Source organism: Pseudomonas sp. LB3P93 (assembly GCF_054898025.1).
In genome coordinates this window covers 2,915,979-2,934,499 of sequence record NZ_CM142713.1, presented here as the reverse complement: position 1 = coordinate 2,934,499, position 18,521 = coordinate 2,915,979, and the positions used below count along the sequence as shown (strand labels likewise).

General features: G+C 59.5%; 11 protein-coding genes. 7 read left to right on the top strand and 4 right to left on the bottom strand.

All coding sequences use genetic code 11. The annotated features are described in order from the left end of the window. Window positions 1–27 precede the first annotated feature (27 nt). Window positions 28–3,834 (bottom strand): dermonecrotic toxin domain-containing protein, encoded by a 3,807-nt coding sequence (locus tag ACYZT8_RS13315; protein WP_461981767.1) that lies wholly within the window; start codon window positions 3,832–3,834, stop codon window positions 28–30. Window positions 3,835–4,009: 175 nt separating this feature from the next. After that, a complete protein-coding gene (sohB, locus tag ACYZT8_RS13310) occupies window positions 4,010–5,032 on the bottom strand; it encodes a protease SohB (RefSeq protein ID WP_461981765.1) in 1,023 nt (340 codons plus the stop codon). A gap of 204 nt (window positions 5,033–5,236) precedes the next feature. Between sohB and ACYZT8_RS13305 the strand changes: the two genes are divergently transcribed. The 4 genes from ACYZT8_RS13305 (at window position 5,237) to ACYZT8_RS13290 (ending at window position 10,591) form a co-directional block, all read left to right on the top strand. Beyond that, window positions 5,237–5,947: a histidine phosphatase family protein gene (locus ACYZT8_RS13305; RefSeq protein WP_461981763.1), complete on the top strand. Its 711-nt coding sequence runs from the start codon at window positions 5,237–5,239 to the stop codon at window positions 5,945–5,947. Window positions 5,948–6,011: 64 nt separating this feature from the next. Next, window positions 6,012–6,326, top strand: a complete 315-nt coding sequence (locus tag ACYZT8_RS13300; protein WP_007946492.1) for an SCP2 sterol-binding domain-containing protein — start codon at window positions 6,012–6,014, stop codon at window positions 6,324–6,326. Window positions 6,327–6,620: 294 nt separating this feature from the next. Further along, window positions 6,621–8,468, top strand: a complete 1,848-nt coding sequence (locus ACYZT8_RS13295; RefSeq protein WP_461982456.1) for an amidohydrolase — start codon at window positions 6,621–6,623, stop codon at window positions 8,466–8,468. 395 nt (window positions 8,469–8,863) lie between these two features. Then, on the top strand, window positions 8,864–10,591 hold the full coding sequence (locus tag ACYZT8_RS13290) for a hydrogenase maturation protein (RefSeq protein WP_461981761.1): 1,728 nt from the start codon (window positions 8,864–8,866) through the stop codon (window positions 10,589–10,591). A gap of 107 nt (window positions 10,592–10,698) precedes the next feature. Here the strand turns inward: ACYZT8_RS13290 and ACYZT8_RS13285 are convergent, their stop codons facing one another. After that, window positions 10,699–11,967, bottom strand: a complete 1,269-nt coding sequence (locus ACYZT8_RS13285) for an IS110 family RNA-guided transposase (RefSeq protein WP_461973989.1) — start codon at window positions 11,965–11,967, stop codon at window positions 10,699–10,701. Between the two features lie 319 nt (window positions 11,968–12,286). Next, a complete protein-coding gene (locus ACYZT8_RS13280) occupies window positions 12,287–14,917 on the bottom strand; it encodes an MGH1-like glycoside hydrolase domain-containing protein (RefSeq protein ID WP_461981759.1) in 2,631 nt (876 codons plus the stop codon). A gap of 260 nt (window positions 14,918–15,177) precedes the next feature. On the opposite strand from ACYZT8_RS13280, the gene ACYZT8_RS13275 reads away from it, so the two are divergent. The 3 genes from ACYZT8_RS13275 to ACYZT8_RS13265 all read left to right on the top strand — a co-directional run bounded on the left by ACYZT8_RS13275 (window position 15,178) and on the right by ACYZT8_RS13265 (window position 18,375). Further along, window positions 15,178–16,041, top strand: coding sequence for a LysR family transcriptional regulator (locus ACYZT8_RS13275; protein ID WP_461958592.1), 864 nt, complete (start codon window positions 15,178–15,180; stop codon window positions 16,039–16,041). A 100-nt stretch (window positions 16,042–16,141) separates the two neighbouring features. Beyond that, window positions 16,142–17,287, top strand: a complete 1,146-nt coding sequence (locus tag ACYZT8_RS13270; protein WP_461981757.1) for an SRPBCC family protein — start codon at window positions 16,142–16,144, stop codon at window positions 17,285–17,287. After that, window positions 17,284–18,375, top strand: a complete 1,092-nt coding sequence (locus ACYZT8_RS13265) for an SMP-30/gluconolactonase/LRE family protein (protein WP_461981755.1) — start codon at window positions 17,284–17,286, stop codon at window positions 18,373–18,375. Before ACYZT8_RS13270 ends, ACYZT8_RS13265 begins: the two co-directional genes overlap by 4 nt. Window positions 18,376–18,521: the final 146 nt, after the last annotated feature.

The window sequence follows — 18,521 nt, the reverse complement described above, 5'->3', positions numbered from 1 at the left end:
CCCGGGGTTCAAGGCGCCCTCCTTCGCTTACAAACCGACACGCTCCTCCAGCGCCCTGAACGCCGCCAATGGGTGATCAAACCGCCCGCTGCTACGACTGATTCGATTCCACATTTCGTCCGTAGCATCTGCCTTTTGCAGTACTCGCCAGACCCGTGCCTGAAGCGACAGATAATCGATCCGAAAGTCGGCCGTCAGGCTCAACCGGTCGATTACGGCTAAAAACCGCGTACCGGAGGGTTTACTTGCCAGTCGTTGCCAAAGGGCTTTGCGGGACTGTTGCAACGTTTCATCGCAGTCTCGTAACCACACCGTCGGCACGCCATAGTCGGCGCCCGGTGCGCTCAACCACACATTGACTCCCGTTTGTTCACGATGACTGACCAGCCGGCGCAACGTGTCCTCGTCGGTCAACGGATTCCCCCAGAGCAGCACGCGCTCGTCCGTTACCGCCTGATTGATTACCGCTGGCGGCACCCGCGTAATACGGTTGTCGCGCAAATCCAGCATCGTCAGGTAAGGCTCATCCCTGATCCCGACCGGGCAGCGGGTAATGCCGGTATTCCTCAGGTTGAGCTGGCGTAAATTGTTCATGCCCAGCACCACTGGTGGCACGCCCAACGGGTTGTCGCTCAGGTCCAGCGTTTGCAAGTGGGTCAGCTCACTCAATTGCGAAGCGGCGCTCTCGGAAAATACCAGCTGAGTGGCTCGCAGGTTGAGTGAAGTCAGGTGGGTCAACTGGCCAATGACGGGCGGCAAGGCGCGCCCTGCGTCGCCGCCCACGAAGAAATGACGCAAGTCGACACGTTCCAGATTCAACACTTCAAGGTTTGGAAAACTCTCCAGGAACCCGTTCAAACTGTCCTGCTCGGCCAGGTGGAAACCCCGCATCGACAATTCGATCACATCGGTGAGCCTGACATTCAGGGCGGGTAATCGGTGATAGTCCTCGAAGGTCAGGTCCAGCCTGACACCACGCAGTTGCCCGTCGGCATAGACATGATCCTGCAGCGACCCGCGCTTTTGCCAAATGGCGACAAGCTCCTGGGCGAGCTCTGTCCTGACCCCTCGTTCCTGGTCCAGGGCGGTTTGCAGCAGGTGAGCATTGTGCACGGCAATTTGCGCATGGTTCATGCCCTCTGCCTCATCATCACCCATGGCCACGAAGGGAATATCCATGTCGGCAATGTCTTGCGCCGCTTGATCGACCCAGCCGCGCAGGTCAGTGTTGAGCTGTTGCAGTTGCAGATTCAGCTGGTCGATATACGCCTGCACCCTGACACCCGCGAACTGCAACACCTGATCAATACCCGCGTCGGTGATGTCCGGGTAAATGTCCTTGATCTGCAACTTGGTCGCTTGCAACTTCATGGCTTCGCCCTGCGGGGTCGTCGGGTAGCCTCCGCCGCGCAGCCCCTGCCGCTCAAAGGTCAGACCGGTGTCCAGCCGTTGCAAACCCAGCAGTGTTTCGTCACGGGACAACGCACGATCGCTGATGCAGAGCCGCAACTCGCTGGCCGGATCCAGCGACGTGAGATGCAATGCTGAGCGCTCCTCGTCCGTCAGCACACCGAGGACCGCATCGTAGAAATCCGTTTGCCGGCCTTGTCGCCGGTAACGGTTTCCCACCTTGATGACGTTTCGGTTATGAGGGGTATCAAGGGGGCCACATCGGTCGAGAACCCGGCCCGTGGACGAACCGTCGAGGATCTCGATTCGCAGATCTTTTGGCCAGCCGGGCAGGTTTTTCAGGGAGTGCAATGCCAGGGTGTCCGTCTCGGCGCTCACGACCGACTGCAGATAAAAGCCTTCATAAGCTCGATCGAGCCGTACGTGCTGCTGGTATTGCCGTGCCTTGTCGTCCAGACGTGCGAATACTTGCCTGGTCTTGGTAGCGTCGGGCATTTGCCGAATGTCGACGCCATAGCGGTCGAGCATTTGCTCGATGGCGACTGTCGGCAGGCCCGGATATTCGCGTTGAAACAGTCGGACCCATTCATGCTCCGACCGTTGAAGCGCTTCGTAACGTTGATTGAATAACACGGGATTCCCCGCCGGACCGAGGTCCTGATCGATCTTGAAGCGGCTGATCGTGTCCGCGAGCAAGGGGGTCGGTGGGCGGCCCGTTTGCATCAACCGCAGCATGTCGTCGTCAATCGTGCTGACATTGCCGATCTGCGCCAGGACCTCATCACTGAAGGTGGCCACCGAGGGGCCGATTCCACGGATGAGTTCGACACGATTGTTCAAGGGTTTGGGGGCAACGGCCGGTTCCGACATTGGCTGGCCACCCAACTCTCGCTCATTAACGTCGGGCGCACGGGCGCGCTCCGCCATGCTATTGGCCTCGGCAGCGTCACCCTTCAGAACCGACTCTGCACCCAGCATCGGCAACGCATTCAGCAAGCCAAACACCGTGCGTGTCCGCCCTTCCGAACGTTGGTTTGGGGTGTTGCCGTTGACCGCCTGACTCAGACCAAAACCGGCGTCAATGAGCCCGGCCAATGCCAGCAGCCCCTCGCCTCCAGGGACGAACAGGGCGAGCGGAGCAAACCGGTTGACCCATTGCACAATCGGTTCGACGACAGCGCTCAACTGATCGCGATTGACCTGCGCATCGTCACGGATGGTCTGGAGGCTTGACCGAGCGGCCTGCTTCATCGTCAGCACCAATCGGGCAAAAGGATCGGTGGCGACGGCCGGATCGTCGTAGCTGATGTACTCGTTCGGGTCCCAATAGCCGTCGTTGTTGAAGAAGCCGGCGTTGTGGGTTAGCCAGTGTTTTGCGGGAAAAAGCGCCATGCCATCCAGCGCCGTCAGCACGCCGGCGTGAAACGTGCCGTCCTCACGATCGTCTTCGGCAAAGTGGCGGGCCAATGCCTGTTTGGCCTCGCTGGACTTGCCCTGCGCGACAATCCATTGGTGCAGTTGCGTGGCATCGGCAAATTCATGCAACGGAGAAGAATTGCCAGGGATGTACACCAGCACGCGGGCACTGGCAGTGTCGCGGAACACCCAGATATCGGTCGCGGTGTAACGGTACAGTTTCAGAAGGCCGAATTTGACGGTTGAAGGAACGCGCGCCGGTGCTTGCAGTTGCTCGAGGGTCAGCGTTGCCCATGGCTGATCGGCTGGCAAACCTGCCGCCCGCATCGCAAGCTCCAGACCTTTTTGCGTCAGGCGTTGCTCATGATGCTGCAACCAGGCGGCCATGACGAACGCTGCTTTGACCGACGTTCTCAAGGCGTAAGGTGTGGCCGCAACGAGCACGTCATCGGCAGGCCAGACCTGATCGAGATACGCTTGGTACAAGTTCTTTAACTCCAGTTCCCAGACCCATTTTTTGAAATCGGCGGGTCTGAGATTGACCTGTGTCTGCGGCCCATAAGCTTGCGGTGTGGTCTGGCGATAGATGCCTTCATACGTCTGGTGATTGCCGCTGCCGTGATCGGCGAATTCGTCGACGCTCTCGACCATCCGCACCGTTGGGCCGACGTCCGGCGGCGTGTACAGGCCGAATGCCGTTTCAGCGAAACGACCGTCACCCACGGTCTGGTGGTTGGACAACAGCGTTTGCAGCAGCGAACGGGAACTCGCTACTCGCCCTTGCTCGATACCGTTTTCTGCGGGATGGCCCTTGTAGTGGTAATCAAGCGTGACCAGCAAGGCCGACTGCGGATCGATGTCCGCCCCCCACTTTTCCTTGATCAAGCGTTCGCCAAACTGGCCGGGGGATTGCGGCAAGGCGAGATCCACCACGGCTTTCAGTTCGTCGCGCATTGGCAGAGTCGGTGCTGGATGGGGGCCGGCAACATTATCGTCGGGTTCATTCATGGTGCATTCCATTGCAGTCATTTCAGGAACATCACCCTACCCGGCCTGAGTCCAGTCGAAAGCCGGAGCGGTCGACAATGGCCCTGGGAAAGTTCGCTATTTTCCCGTGGACCTTTCTGAAGGCCAAAAAAAACCGTGGATATCCACGGTTTCATTTTTTCTTCAGCGTTGAAAATTACCAGAAGCGTTGCTGGGTCAAGCGGCTCCACCAGCTCAGCAATACGCGATCGACCGAGCCACTGGCCGCCATGCCGATACGTTCTTGCAGACTTTTGCGTTCGGCGTAATGCAAGTGGTACAGCTCGGACTTCTTCGCGCGTTCAGCGAGGTACTCGTCGCTGGTCTTCAGCTCATCCACCAACTGTTTGTCCAGCGCAGCGATGCCGAGCCAGATTTCACCGGTGGCGACTTCGTCGATGGCAAGTTGCGGGCGATAACGCGAGACGAAGTTCTTGAACAGCTGGTGGGTGATGTCCAGGTCTTCCTGAAACTTCTCGCGACCTTTCTCGGTGTTTTCGCCAAACACGGTCAAGGTGCGTTTGTATTCGCCAGCCGTCAGGACTTCAAAGTCGATGTCGTGTTTTTTCAGCAAGCGATTGACGTTGGGCAACTGCGCCACTACGCCGATCGAGCCCAGAATCGCGAACGGGGCGCTGATGATCTTCTCGCCGATGCACGCCATCATGTAGCCACCGCTGGCCGCAACTTTGTCGATGCAGATGGTCAACGGCACGCCGGCGTCGCGAATGCGCGCCAGTTGCGAGGACGCCAGGCCGTAGCTGTGAACCATGCCACCGCCACTTTCCAGACGCAGTACCACTTCGTCTTTTGGCGTCGCCAACGTCAGCAATGCGGTGATCTCGTGGCGCAGGCTTTCAGTGGCCGACGCCTTGATGTCGCCGTCGAAATCCAGCACGAACACCCGCGGTTTGGCCTCGGGTTTCTTCTTTTGCTTTTTATCGGTTTTAGCCTGGGATTTGCGCAAGGCTTTGAGCTGGTCCTTGTCGAGCAAGGTCTGCTCAAGGCGTTCGCGCAGCCCTTTGTAGAAATCGTTCAGCTTGCTGACTTGCAACTGCCCGGCCGACTTGCGCCGGCCTTTGCTGCGCAACGACGCGAAACTGGCCAGGACCACCAGAATGGCGATCACCAGTGTCACGGTCTTGGCCAGAAAACTGGCGTACTCGGACAAAAACTCCACAGTGACTCCTTCAAAACGATGCGCGGCTTAAAACACGCGCGGGACAACGTCAGCATACCCATGCTCCGCCTCGGCGGCCAGCCGTGAAACCTCTGGCAACACGCCTGTAACGGGCATTTCAAACAAGCGTATGTTTTTTCATTGACAGCTCTCCGTCATCCTCATAACCTCGCCAAACCTTCAACGTACCGGGATGACGCGGACGTGGGCAGCATCTATCTGATTCGACATGGCCAGGCCTCCTTTGGTGCAGACGACTATGACGTCCTGTCGCCGACCGGTGTTCGCCAGGCAGAAATCCTCGGCCAGCACCTCGCCGAGCTGGGGGTCAGCTTCGACCGCTGCCTCTCGGGCGACCTGCGTCGCCAGCAACATACGGCCAACAGCGCGCTGGAACAGTTCGCTGCCGTGGGCCTGCCGGTGCCGACCCTGGAAATCGATTCCGCCTTCAACGAATTCGACGCCGACGCGGTGATCCGCGCGCTGCTGCCAGCCATGCTGGAGGATGAGCCGCAAGCACTGGAGATCCTGCGCAACGCCGCGCAAAACCGTGCCGAGTTCCAGCGCATTTTCGCCCTGATCATCGAACGCTGGCTCGCCGGCACCTATGACACGCCGGGGCTTGAAAGCTGGCTGGGCTTTGTCGAACGCGTGCAGGCCGGTCTTCACCGCATTCTCGAAAGCGCCGACAACACCCAGAAAATCGCCGTGTTCACCTCCGGCGGCACCATCACTGCCCTGCTGCACCTCATTACGCAAATGCCGGCAAGGCAGGCGTTTGAACTGAATTGGCAAATCGTCAACACCTCGCTCAACCTGCTGAAGTTTCGCGGTCGCGAGGTGGCTCTGTCTTCTTTCAACAGTCATGCGCACTTGCAACTGTTGAAGGCACCGGAACTCATCACGTTTCGCTGAGTCCGGACTATTGTGACCCTGGCTGTAATCACCCAGCTCTAACTACCCAAGAAAGGATCGAACCATGACCTCCGTAGCTGATGCCGTACAAGCAATGAAAGCCAAGTTCAACCCAGCCGCCGCTGCCGGTCTGGACCTGGTCTTCGGTTTCCGCATCGACGACACCAAAAACTTCTCGCTGATCGTCAAAGACAGCACCTGCGAGCTGCAAGAAGGCGAAAACCCTGACGCCCAGGTCACTCTGGTGATGGACGGCGAAACCCTGCAAGGCATCGTCGACGGTTCGACCGACGGCATGCAAGCGTTCATGGGCGGCAAACTGCGCGCTGAAGGCGACATGATGCTGGCCATGAAGCTGTCCGAACTGTTCCCGAGCTAATACGGCGGTTTCCGTCTCCGGAAACCTCCCTGGCTGCACACGAATCCCGCCCCCCGAGGCGGGATTCGTCGTTTTCCGCCCCCGGAAAACGGCTACCTGTGGATTTGCCGTCTATATTCCTTCTGGCCGCATGCGTCAGACATCGGCTGTTTGCCCCTCGATCATTTTGCGCGGAGCACTGCCATGAGCCCACCTGACGAGCACGACGGATTCAATCGCCGACGTGTACTGCAAGGCCTTTCGGCAGGCGCCGTCGGTGCCTGGATCAGCCCGCTATTCGCAGGGAGTAAAACCATGCCCGATACCCCCGCCGACCTCATTCTGTACAACGGACGCTTGCACACCGTCGATCGCAAGAAACCCCAGGCCAGCGCCGTCGCCATCAAGGACGGACGCTTCGTGGTGGTCGGCAGCGACGCCCAGGCCATGGCTCTGCAAGGCCCCGGCACGCAAATCATCGACTTGCACGGCCGCACGGTGATTCCCGGTCTAAACGACTCGCACCTGCACCTGATCCGCGGCGGCCTGAACTACAACCTCGAACTGCGCTGGGAAGGTGTGCCGTCGCTGGTCGATGCCTTGCGCATGCTCAAGGACCAGGCCGACCGCACGCCCACGCCACAATGGGTGCGAGTGGTCGGTGGCTGGAATGAATTCCAGTTTGCCGAGAAACGCCTGCCGACGATTGATGAGCTGAACAAGGCCGCGCCCGACACGCCAGTATTCGTGCTGCACTTGTACGACCGCGCCCTGCTCAATCGCGCCGCGCTGAAAGTGGTCGGTTACACCCGCGACACGCCGAATCCGCCGGGCGGAGAAATCCAGCGTGACGCCAACGGCGATCCCACCGGCATGCTGATCGCCCGCCCGAACGCGATGATTCTCTACTCGACCCTGGCCAAGGGACCGAAGTTGCCATTGGAGTATCAGGTCAACTCGACCCGCCAGTTCATGCGCGAACTCAACCGCCTCGGCGTGACCAGCGCCATCGACGCTGGCGGCGGTTATCAGAACTACCCGGACGACTATCAGGTCATTCAGCAACTGGCCAAAGACCAACAGCTCACCGTGCGCATCGCCTACAACCTGTTTACACAAAAACCCAAGGAAGAGCTGACCGACTTCAAAAACTGGACCAGCACTTCCCATTACGGCCAGGGCGACGACTTCCTGCGGCACAACGGTGCCGGGGAAATGCTGGTGTTCTCGGCGGCAGACTTCGAGGACTTCCTCGAGCCACGTCCGGACCTGCCGCAAACCATGGAACAGGAGCTGGAACCGGTGGTGCGCCATCTGGTGGAACAACGCTGGCCATTCCGCCTGCATGCCACTTACAACGAATCCATCAGCCGCATGCTCAACGTGTTCGAGAAGGTCAATCGCGACATTCCATTCGACGGTTTGCCGTGGTTTTTCGATCATGCCGAAACCATCACCCCGCAGAACATTGAGCGGGTGAAAGCCTTGGGTGGCGGCATCGCCATTCAGGATCGCATGGCCTTTCAGGGTGAATACTTCGTCGACCGCTACGGCGCCAAAGCCGCCGAACACACACCGCCAATCGCGCGCATGCTCGCCGAAGGCATTCCGGTCGGCGCCGGCACCGATGCCACGCGCGTCTCCAGCTACAACCCCTGGACTTCGATGTATTGGCTCGTCAGCGGTCGTACCGTCGGTGGCCTGGAGCTGTACCCGCAAGGCTTGAGCCGCGACACGGCGCTGGAACTGTTCACCCACGGCAGCGCCTGGTTTTCCTCCGAACAAGGCAAGAAAGGCCAGATCAAAGTCGGGCAACTGGCGGACCTGATTGCGCTGTCGGCGGACTACTTCCACATCGAGGATGAAGCGGTCAAATGGATTGAGTCGGTGTTGACCATCGTTGACGGGAAGATCGTCTATGGCGCCGTCGAGTTCGAAAAACTCGGGCCGCCGCCAGTTCCTGTGGTGCCTGAATGGTCGCCCGTTGCCAAGGTGCCGGGACACTGGAAACCCCTGGCGCCACTGACGGCGCAGGTGCATCAATGCGTCGGCGCATGCGCGGTGCACGCGCACAGTCATGAACGGGCGCGATTGTCGTCAGCGCCGGTCAGTGACTTTCAGGGATTCTGGGGGGTGTTTGGTTGTTCCTGTTTCGCCTTTTAAACAAAGACCTGACAAACACCGAAATCCCCCTGTAGGAGCGAGCCTGCTCGCGATAGCGGTCTGACATTCACCGTCGATGTTGACTGGACCATCGCGAGCAGGCTCACTCCCACAAAGGTTCTGCGTCGGGCATGACTCCCAAGCTGTAGCCACAGTCGCTAATCAATCCCCTTCTTTAGCTACCGCCGCCATCGCAAACTCGTCTAAAAAACTGTTAGTTCTTACAGGTGTAGGTACGAGGGCGTTAGTTCTACTCTTTCAATATCAGACACGCAGGAATGGTTTGACCCACGTCAACTTCCAACGCCTGTAATTCCCGCACGATAACTTTCATCGAAGGCCAATGAAGGCGCATTCGATGCCGATGGCCGGCCATCCTCAAGGAAGAGACAAACATGCGACCACTCAACATTATTCTGTTGTCATCGGCATTCAATGGCCTGAGTCAAAGAGCCTGGCTAGCGTTACGCGAAATGGGGCATTGCCCCAGCGTAGTGCTGTTCACCGACGAAAAAACAGTCTGCGAACAGATTGAACAGTCTGGCGCCGACCTGGTGATCTGCCCGTTCCTCAAGGACCGGGTGCCGCAACAATTGTGGAGCAACCGTGAACGCCCCGTCGTGATTATTCATCCGGGCATTGTCGGTGACCGTGGCGCCAGCGCACTGGACTGGGCCATCACCCGTGAGTTGACCCATTGGGGTGTCACCGCGCTGCAAGCCGTGGAAGAAATGGACGCCGGGCCGGTCTGGTCCACCTGCGATTTCAACCTGCCCCAAGGCCTGCGCAAATCCGAGCTGTATAACGGCCCGGTCAGCGATGCGGCGATCCGCTGCATTCGTGATGTCGTGGACAAATTCATCGACGGTTATATGCCAGTGCCGGTGGACTATAACCACCCTCGAGTAGTGGGCCACTTGCAGCCAAACATGAAGCAGGCTGATCGTACCTTCAGCTGGCATGACTGCTCACGTTTCATCAAACGCTGCATCGACGCCGCCGATGGACAACCCGGTGTTCTGGCGAGCCTGGCGGGTGGCCAATATTACGTGTACGACGCCCATCTGGATTCACGCAGCGGCACACCTGGAGAGATTCTGGCGGTACGAGACGACGCGGTACTGGTCGCCACCGGCGATCGCAGTGTGTGGATCGGTTCGTTGCGACCTAAACCCCGGCCCGGCGAAGAAACCTTCAAACGTCCGGCCCGGCATGTACTCGCTGCACAGTTGAGTGACGTGCCCATACTCCAGGGATCGATCGCCTCAACCCCTGGCACCGAAACCTATCAACCGATCCGCTACCGTGAATCAGGGCCTGTCGGCGAGCTGACCTTCGAGTTTTACAACGGTGCCATGAGCACGGAGCAATGCCAGCGACTGGTCACCGCCCTGCGCTGGGCCAAATCCCGAGACACCCAGGTGCTGCTGATCAAGGGCGGGCGCGGCAGTTTCTCCAACGGCGTGCACCTCAACGTGATCCAGGCCGCCGAGGCGCCGGAGCTTGAGGCCTGGGCCAACATCCAGGCGATCGATGACGTCTGCAAGGAATTGCTCAGCGCCCGGCAACTGGTGGTCAGCGGCCTGACGGGTAGTGCCGGGGCTGGCGGCGTGATGCTGGCGCTGGCCGCAGACCTTGTCTTCGCACGCACGGAAATCGTGCTCAACCCGCATTACAAAACCATGGGTCTGTACGGCTCTGAATACTGGACCTACAGCCTGCCCCGCGCCGTCGGCGCGCAGATGGCGGAAAAACTCTGCGAGGAATGCCTGCCGGTCAGCGCGACCCAGGCAATGCAACTGGGCATGGTTCAGGAAATCGGCCCACGCTGCCCGGAAGCCTTTGGTGTGTGGTTGTTGCAACGGGCGGGCAATGCGCTGACCGATCCGGCGTATACCGCTGTGCGCGAGCGCAAGGAGCGGTTCGATACCCAACTCATGCAGCACTGCAGAAATGCCGAACTGCAGCAGATGGAACTGGACATGGTGCACGACCGCAACCGGTTCGCCGAGAAGTGCCGTGATTTTGTGTTCAAGCGCAAGGCGTGTGGCACCCCGATGCGGCTGGTGGCGCCGTGGGCACAGCAGCGTAGTCGGACGCAGAGTTTGGCCACGGCTACATAAGCCAAATACCGACAATCCCCTGTAGGAGCGAGCCTGCTCGCGAAGGCATTCTGTCATTCAACATTGATGTCAGCTGATAAGACGCCATCACGCCCTGAGCCTTTCCGTCAACGCGATTTTGCTGTGTTCAGCTCGCTGGTCAACGGCGAGCCGTGCCGGAGCAAGGCCTGTAAATAAACCTTTTCGTCGTACACGGTGCTGGTCTTCCAGCACCGATAAACGATCCGGATCCACTTGAACGCCAAGGCCCTGAGGGCGGCTTGGTAAGAGCAGCCTTTGGCCCTTTGCTGGCGATAATAAGCTTCTGCCCACACCGATTGATTGATGCTGTGTGCAGCCCACTCAACAAAGGTCTGGCGCAAAAAAGTTGCGCATTGATAGCGCCAATGAACGACTTTTTTCTTGCCGCTACGTTCGGTAACCGGTGCGATCCCGGCGTATCGCTGCATCGAACTGGCATCCTTGAAGCGATCTCGCTGCTCACCAAAAGCCACCATCAACCGTGGCGCAAGCTGCTGCCCCGCGCCGGGCAAGGCCTGGAAGAGGCGGTAGTCGGCCAGGGTATTGGCGGTTTTTTCGATCTCCCGATCAAAGTCTTTGATCGCCGTGATGACCCCTTTCAGTTGCGAGACCAGGGCCAGCACATACAGCGCTGAAGGACTGACCACGCCTGGATCTTCAGTCAACGGCATGGCTTTGGTGATCAACGCCAAACGCTGCTGATTGAGTTCAGCATGGCGAACATTATGCGCGTGAAGGAACTTCAAAACGCTGGCCGGCCGAGCGCGCTTAAGCACTTCAAATGTCGACCAGCGCGCCAAAAACTCACAGAAAACCAGCGTGTCATGGTCATGAAACAGCTCAAGAGCCAACGGATAATACTGTTTGAGCATGCAGACCAGACGGTTGCTGATCTTGACCCGGTCATCGACCAGCCCACGGCGATGTTCGGTCAGACTGGCGAGCGAACGCATGGCGGAGCTTTGCTGGACCAGTTGAGGAAACCGTTCTGGGTGATTCAGCAACAGCTCAAGCGCCCATTGAGCATCCGTTGGATCATCCTTGGCGCCACTGGGGACGAAGGTTTTACGGTGCCGGGCCAAGGTGCTCGGATTGATCGGAAAGATACAAAAAAACTCATATTTTTGCAGAGCCGCTATCAGTGGCCCTTTGTTCAGCTCCACGGCGACCGCGATCGGGCCACCGTAACGTTGATGCAGCGACTTGGCCCAGCGATCAATCGACTCGGGCTTGTGGTCGATGACCTCGAAACTCCGCTGAGCCTCTCCAGTTATCTGCAAACAGATGTCGTGCTTGGCATCTGCCCAATCAATTCCGATATAAGCAGTGAACCTCTGAGACAGGAGCGTTTGCATGGAACACCTCCACAGGCGCTAAAGTACATGCAGGGACATGCATGCTTGCGTCCAGCGAAGGCGATATAGAGAGCCGTGTCGGGCTTTCCCTGAGAATTCGTTAGAGGGCGCAAGCGCACCTGTGGGCTCGAAGGTGATGGCGTAATCATCGAGTGCTTCGCGAGCATATTCGTAGCCCGCAGGTGCATGTTCCTTCCTCGCCGACAGCGAACTTCCAGCGAAGTCAGTATGGAAGAGAAAGGAACGGACTACCTATATCGCGAGCAGGCTCACTCCCACAGGGGTTTTGCGTCAGGCACAAATCTCTGCGATTGCGCAATCAAGGCTGCAACAACAGCGCAATCAGCGCGCTCCATCCCGTTTGATGGCTGGCCCCCAATCCGCGTCCGGTTTCCCCATGAAAATACTCATGGAACAGCACCAGATCGCGGCTGGCGGGGTCAGCCTGCAACTGCGGATACGCCGCCATTGACGGCCGATTGCCCTCTTCGTCGCGAAGCACAAGCCGGGTCAGTCGTTGGCTCAAGCTGTCGGCCACCTCTTCCAGTGACGCCAGAAACCCCGACCCCCTCGGGTACTCCACCGAAAAGTTCTGATCGTAATAGCGATGAAACTCGCGCAGGGATTCGATCAGCATGTAGTTGATCGGCATCCACACCGGCCCGCGCCAGTTGGAGTTGCCGCCGTACAGACGCGATTCCGATTCTGCCGGCTCGTAATGGGCACAAAGCCGTTCGCCATCGATTTGCAGGCCGAATGGCTGTTCGGCGAAAGCTTTGGACAATGAGCGAATACCGAATTCGGAGAGAAACTCGCTTTCATCAAGCATGCGTTTGAGCAGGTCCTTGGTGCGCTCGCCACGCAGCAGTGCCAGGAGCATCCGGTTGCCTTCGCCAGGTTCGGTCCAGCGTGAAACCAGGCTGGCGAGGTCCGGGCGGTGCCGCATGAAACCGAGCAACCGCTCGCGCAATCCGGGTAACCCTTCATGCTCGTGTTGCTCCAGTACCTGCACGGCAAACAGCGGCATCAAGCCGACGATCGAGCGCAAACGCAGCGGCTCATTCACGCCTTCGGGGCGATGCAGGACGTCGTAGAAGAACTTGTCCTGTTCATCCCACAGGCCCTCCGCATCGGAGTCGACCCGATTGATGGCCCCGGCAATGTAGAGGAAGTGTTCGAAGAACTTCACCGCAATATCGACGTACACAGCGTTGCGCCTGGCCAGCTCCAATGCGATGCGCATCAGGTCCAGCGCATAGGCGGCGACCCACGCCGTACCGTCGGCCTGATCGAGCTGATAGCCGGGCGGCAACAGCGCCGAGCGATCGAACAAAGCAATGTTATCCAGCCCCAGGAAACCGCCCTGGAACAGGTTGCGCCCTTCGGCGTCCTTGCGATTGACCCACCAGGAAAAGTTCAGCAGCAGTTTGTGGAAGATCCGCTCGAGGAAATCCATGTCCCCTGTGCCGGTCAGCGCCTTGTCCTGCTGATACACCCGCCAACAGGCCCAGGCATGCACCGGCGGGTTGGCGTCGTCGAAACGCCACTCATAGGCCGGTAACTGGCCGTTGGGGTGCATAAAGCGGTCTTTGACCAGCAGCAATAGTTGATGCTTGGCGAATCCGGGATCGATCAGCGCAAACGCCACGGCCTGAAAGCCCAGATCCCACGAGGCGTACCACGGGTATTCCCAGGTGTCTGGCATGGACACGATGTCGAAGTTCGACAGGTGGCGCCAATGGGTATTACGAATGTGCTTACGCCCGGACGGTGGGGACGGTTGAGCGGGATCGCCGTCGAGCCACTGATTGACGTCGAAGTAATACAGCTGTTTCGACCACAGCAACCCGGCCAGGGCTTGACGCTGAACGTTGCGCGCATCCGCATCTTCGATGCCGGCTTGCAGGGCCGCGTAAAAATCATCGGCTTCGGCGCGACGCCGTTCGAACAGTGCGTTGGCGTTGACTTGAACTGCGCCGGTCGGAGCGAACCGCAGGTACACGCATCGGCTTTGGTCTGCTGCAAAATCCAGGGTGAAGTGCGCCGCCACCCGGGTTCCAGCGTCATGACGGATCGCATCGTTGTTGCCTGCGACCAGAAAATCGTTGATGCCATCCTTGAATGGACCGCTCGCCTCCACGCCATCGAGTTTCGGGAAGTTGCTCTCGTTGTTGCAGAACAGCCATTGGCAGTCCTCCTCGCCCCAGGCGCTGGCCTGTCGATCAGCGAGTTGCGGGTGCCGGGCCAGGACCTCATCGCCGCTCAGCGTGAGGCTCGGTGGCTGCCCGTCCGGCGCCCAGCTCCAGGTGTTGCGTGCCCAGAGCTGCGGCAACACGTGCAGCCGTGCCGGATGATCGGAGCGGTTGTGCACGGTGACACGCATGAAGAGGTCATCAGCTGCGTGTTTGGCATACTCCACCGTCACGTCGAAATAACGGTTGTCTTCAAATACGCCGGTGTCGAGGATTTCGTACTCGGTGCCGGCCAGGCCACGGCGAGCGTTTTCGGCCACCAGGTCGGCATAGGGGAATTCGGCCTGCGGGTATTTGTAGAGCATGCGCATGTACGCATGACTGGGCACGCCATCGACATAGAAATACAGCTCTTTGACGTCCTCGCCGTGATTGCCTTCAGCGTTGTTCAAGCCAAACAGACGCTCTTTGATAATCGGGTCAGCCTCGTTCCACAGGCCCAGCCCCAGGCACCAGTGTTGAGCCTTGTCGCAAAACCCGGCAAGTCCGTCCTCGCCCCATCGATAGGCACGGCTGCGGGCGTGATCATGGGGAAAATACCGCCAGGCATCGCCATCCGCGCTGTAGTCCTCGCGCACCGTGCCCCATTGGCGTTCGCTCAAATAAGGCCCCCACTCGCGCCAGGCCTCGGCGTCGCGGCCGGCCAGGCGCAGGCCTTCAGTGGTGTCGAGGATATTTGCTGCGTGCTTTGCCGTCATGGATGGCGCCGATGGGCTAGAGACGGTTGCAGTGTAGTGCTTTGGCGCGCCCCATAACTGAACAGCCCCTGTAGCAGCTGCCGAAGGCTGCGTTCGGCTGCGAAGCAGTCGCAATATCAGGCACTGCGGTATTTCAGATAGACCGAGACAGCCGGATTTACGACTGCTACGCAGCCGAACGCAGCCTTCGGCAGCTGCTACATGAACCGGCTCCGGCAGGATCCGTTTACAATGCCTGCACTTCCCGCACCGGCCGCCCCATGGACATCGATCTCGCTCGCACCTTTCTGGAAATTGTCCGCCACGGCAGCCTTGCCGCCGCCGCCGAAAAACTCCACGTCACCCAGACCGCAATCACGGCGCGCGTGCAAAAACTCGAGAGCCAGCTGGGCAGCACGCTGTTCGTGCGCAACCGCGCCGGTGCGCGTCTGACGCCCAATGGCGAGGCCTTTGTGGTGTACGCCAATCAACTGGTCGAGACCTGGGAAGCTGCGCGTCGGGACTTGCCGTTGCCCGAGGGTTACCGCGATGTGCTGCATATCGGCGGCGAGGTCAGCCTGTGCAATCCGCTGATGCTCAGTTGGGCCGGCGAGCTGCGCGAGAAGATTCCCAGCCACGCCCTGCGCATGGAAATCCGTGACGGCGAAAACCTGCTGCGCCAACTGGAACTGGGGGTGCTGGACGCGGCGCTGGTCTATCAGCCCGAGTATTGGCCGCGTCTGCAAGTCGAGCAGATCCTCGAAGAAAAACTCATCCTCGTCCGCCTCGCCGGGCGGCCCGATCCTTACGTGTACATCGACTGGGGCCCGGACTTCCGCCGGCAACACGATGCCGCATTACCGGAAAAAGCAAAGGCCGCTCTGAGCTTCAACCTCGGGCCGCTGGCCCTGCAATACATCCTGGAAAACGGCGGCAGCGGTTACTTCCGCACCCGCGTGGTCCAGAGCTACCTGGAAAACGGCGTGCTGGAGCCCGTGCCCAAAGCTCCGGAATTCAGCTACCCGACCTACCTGGTTTACTCGCGCGATCGGGACTCTGCGACCCTGCAACGGGCCTTCGATTTATTGCGTGAAGTCATCAAAACCGACGACGACTGGTCCCAGCGCTGGAACCCGCTGACCTGAATACACCGGATCATGGCGCTTGTGTCCTCCAGGTTTGCTCAAGCCTGCGCAGGCAGATCAGCTAATCTGCTGGTTATAACTATAACCAGAGGTGACCGCAGTGAGGCAGACCACCCAGGCATTTCGCAGCCGCTATCGCGCTGACATTCATCCCCGCTATAACCCCTGGCTGCACGGCGCCTTTGTGCTGCTGTTCGGGGTGCTGGCCATCGGCGGGTTCTGGAGCACCGTGCATCAGGTCCAGCCGCTGGAATGGCTGGCGGTGCCGCTGACGCTGTTGTTTTTCAATTTTGGCGTGTACATGGTGCATCGACATCTGGGGCATCACAAAAAGAGCTTCGCGCGGATGTTCTACGCCCGTCATGCCGGCGACCACCACAGCTTTTTCGCCCCCGGCCACATGACTTACGACAGCGCCCGGGACTGGCGGGTGATTCTGTTCCCGGCCTGGCTGATTGTGGTGCACACCGTCGTCATCACCCTGCCCCTTTGGTGGCTGTTCAAGCAGGTCGACGCCAACGTTGCCGGATTGTTTGGCGGCTGTCTGGTCCTGGGCTACCTGATGTACGAGGTGTTTCATGCCTGCGAGCACTTGCCCCACGAAAACCCGGTCACGCGTCTGCCGTGGATCCGCCAGATGCGCCGCCTGCATGAATTGCATCACCGCCGCGAGCTGATGCAGGAACGCAATTTCAATATCGTTTTTCCGCTGATGGACTACCTGTTCGGCACCCTGTACTGGGAGCCGGAGCATGACACCCCGCCCCTGACGAGAACGACCATGACCCGCATGCAGCACCAGATCGCTATCGCTGGAAACCCGATTGAAGTGCTCGCCTATGCCAGCACCGTCACCCGTTGGCCGGAGTGGCATCCGTCCTCCCTCAAGGTCCAGGGGCAAGGTGGCCCGCTGCATGCCGGCCAGCGGTTCGAGGAGGACATCCGTGCCGGCGGGCGTACGGGACACTTGAGCTGGGAGGTCAACGAATACCTGCCAGGACGGCGCTGGAGTGCCTGGGCGCGCGGTGATCATGGGTTGTCGCTGGTCGTGACCTACGAATGCGAGGCACAGGGTGAAGGCACACGCTTTGTGCGTACGCTGGAGTATCAATTCAGTGGTCTGGCGATGCGTATCACCAATCAACTGCTGCTCAAGCGGCGCATCGAGCGCGAATCCGCAGCGTCAATGCTGGCGTTGCGCGAGATGGCGCAAAAGCACCTGACGCCGGCAGGAGTCAGCGTGTGAGACGAGCCTTCAGGTTTCGCAATCTGCTGTTGCTGCTGATCATTGCCCTGGGGGCTTTTCTGCTGTTGTTCCCGACCAAGGTTCGGCCGGTGGCCTGGACTCCACCACCGGCGCCTTCCCTCACCAGCGGCGTGTATGCCGACAATCAGCGTCTCAAAGGGGTGGAGCGTGTCGGCCCGGCGGACATCGACGGGCCCGAGGCGCTGTTACTGGAAGACAACGTACTCATCACCGGTCTGCACGACGGCCGGCTGATCCGCACCAGCCTCGACGGCAAGGTCACCAAAGTGCTGGCCGATACCGGCGGCAGACCGCTGGGCCTCGCACGGCACCCGAATGGATTGCTGGTAATCGCTGACGGCGTCAAAGGTTTGCTGTCCCTGGATGCCCAAGGCCGATTGATCCCGCTGACCACTGCGGCGGGCGATGTGCCCTTCGGCTTTACCGATGACGTGGCCATCGACAAGCCCGGGCACTACGCCTATTTCAGCGACGCCTCCAGCCGCTGGGGCTACGGCAAGGATGGCGAGGCGATCATTGAGCACGGCGGCGACGGCCGTTTGTTGCGCTATGACTTTCAGACCGGCAAGACCACGGTGCTGCTCGACAAGCTGGAATTCGCCAACGGTGTGACGCTGGGGCCGGATGACAGTTTTGTGCTGGTCAACGAAACGGGCGCCTATCGCATCAGCCGTTATTGGCTGACCGGGCCGAAAGCCGGCACCCACGACGTGTTTATCGACAATCTGCCGGGGCTGCCGGACAACCTCGCCTTCAATGGCCGCGACCGTTTCTGGGTGGCGCTCTACGCCCCGCGCAATGCACTGCTTGACGCCACGGCGCCGCACCCGTTCGTGCGCAAGATGATCGTGCGGGCAATGACGGTGCTGCCCAAACCGGTGGAAAAGCGCGCCTTCGCACTGGGCCTTGACGTTGACGGCAAGGTGATTGCCAACCTGCAGGATGCGAGCAGCGGCAATTACTCGCCGATTACCACGGTGCGCGAGTATGGGGACTGGTTGTATCTGGGGTCGCTGAAAGCGAAAAACATGGCGCGGTTGCCCCTCACCATCGCCCTCCAGAAATAACGAAAATCAACTTGTGGGAGCGAGCTTGCTCGCGATGAGGCCATGACAGTCAATATCAATGTTGAATGTCAGACCGCTATCGCGAGCAAGCTGAACTGGCCTAATAATTCCGGACACCTCTTAAGGGCGATATGATTTCGCCAATT

Bases quoted from the DNA above. Each gene is read 5' to 3' on its own strand.
- ACYZT8_RS13315 (WP_461981767.1), bottom strand. From the start codon at position 3,834: ATGAATGAACCCGACGATAATGTTGCCGGCCCCCATCCAGCACCGACT.
- ACYZT8_RS13300 (WP_007946492.1), top strand. From the start codon at position 6,012: ATGACCTCCGTAGCTGATGCCGTACAAGCAATGAAAGCCAAGTTCAAC.
- ACYZT8_RS13295 (WP_461982456.1), top strand. From the start codon at position 6,621: ATGCCCGATACCCCCGCCGACCTCATTCTGTACAACGGACGCTTGCAC.
- ACYZT8_RS13290 (WP_461981761.1), top strand. From the start codon at position 8,864: ATGCGACCACTCAACATTATTCTGTTGTCATCGGCATTCAATGGCCTG.
- ACYZT8_RS13285 (WP_461973989.1), bottom strand. From the start codon at position 11,967: ATGCAAACGCTCCTGTCTCAGAGGTTCACTGCTTATATCGGAATTGAT.
- ACYZT8_RS13280 (WP_461981759.1), bottom strand. From the start codon at position 14,917: ATGACGGCAAAGCACGCAGCAAATATCCTCGACACCACTGAAGGCCTG.
- ACYZT8_RS13275 (WP_461958592.1), top strand. From the start codon at position 15,178: ATGGACATCGATCTCGCTCGCACCTTTCTGGAAATTGTCCGCCACGGC.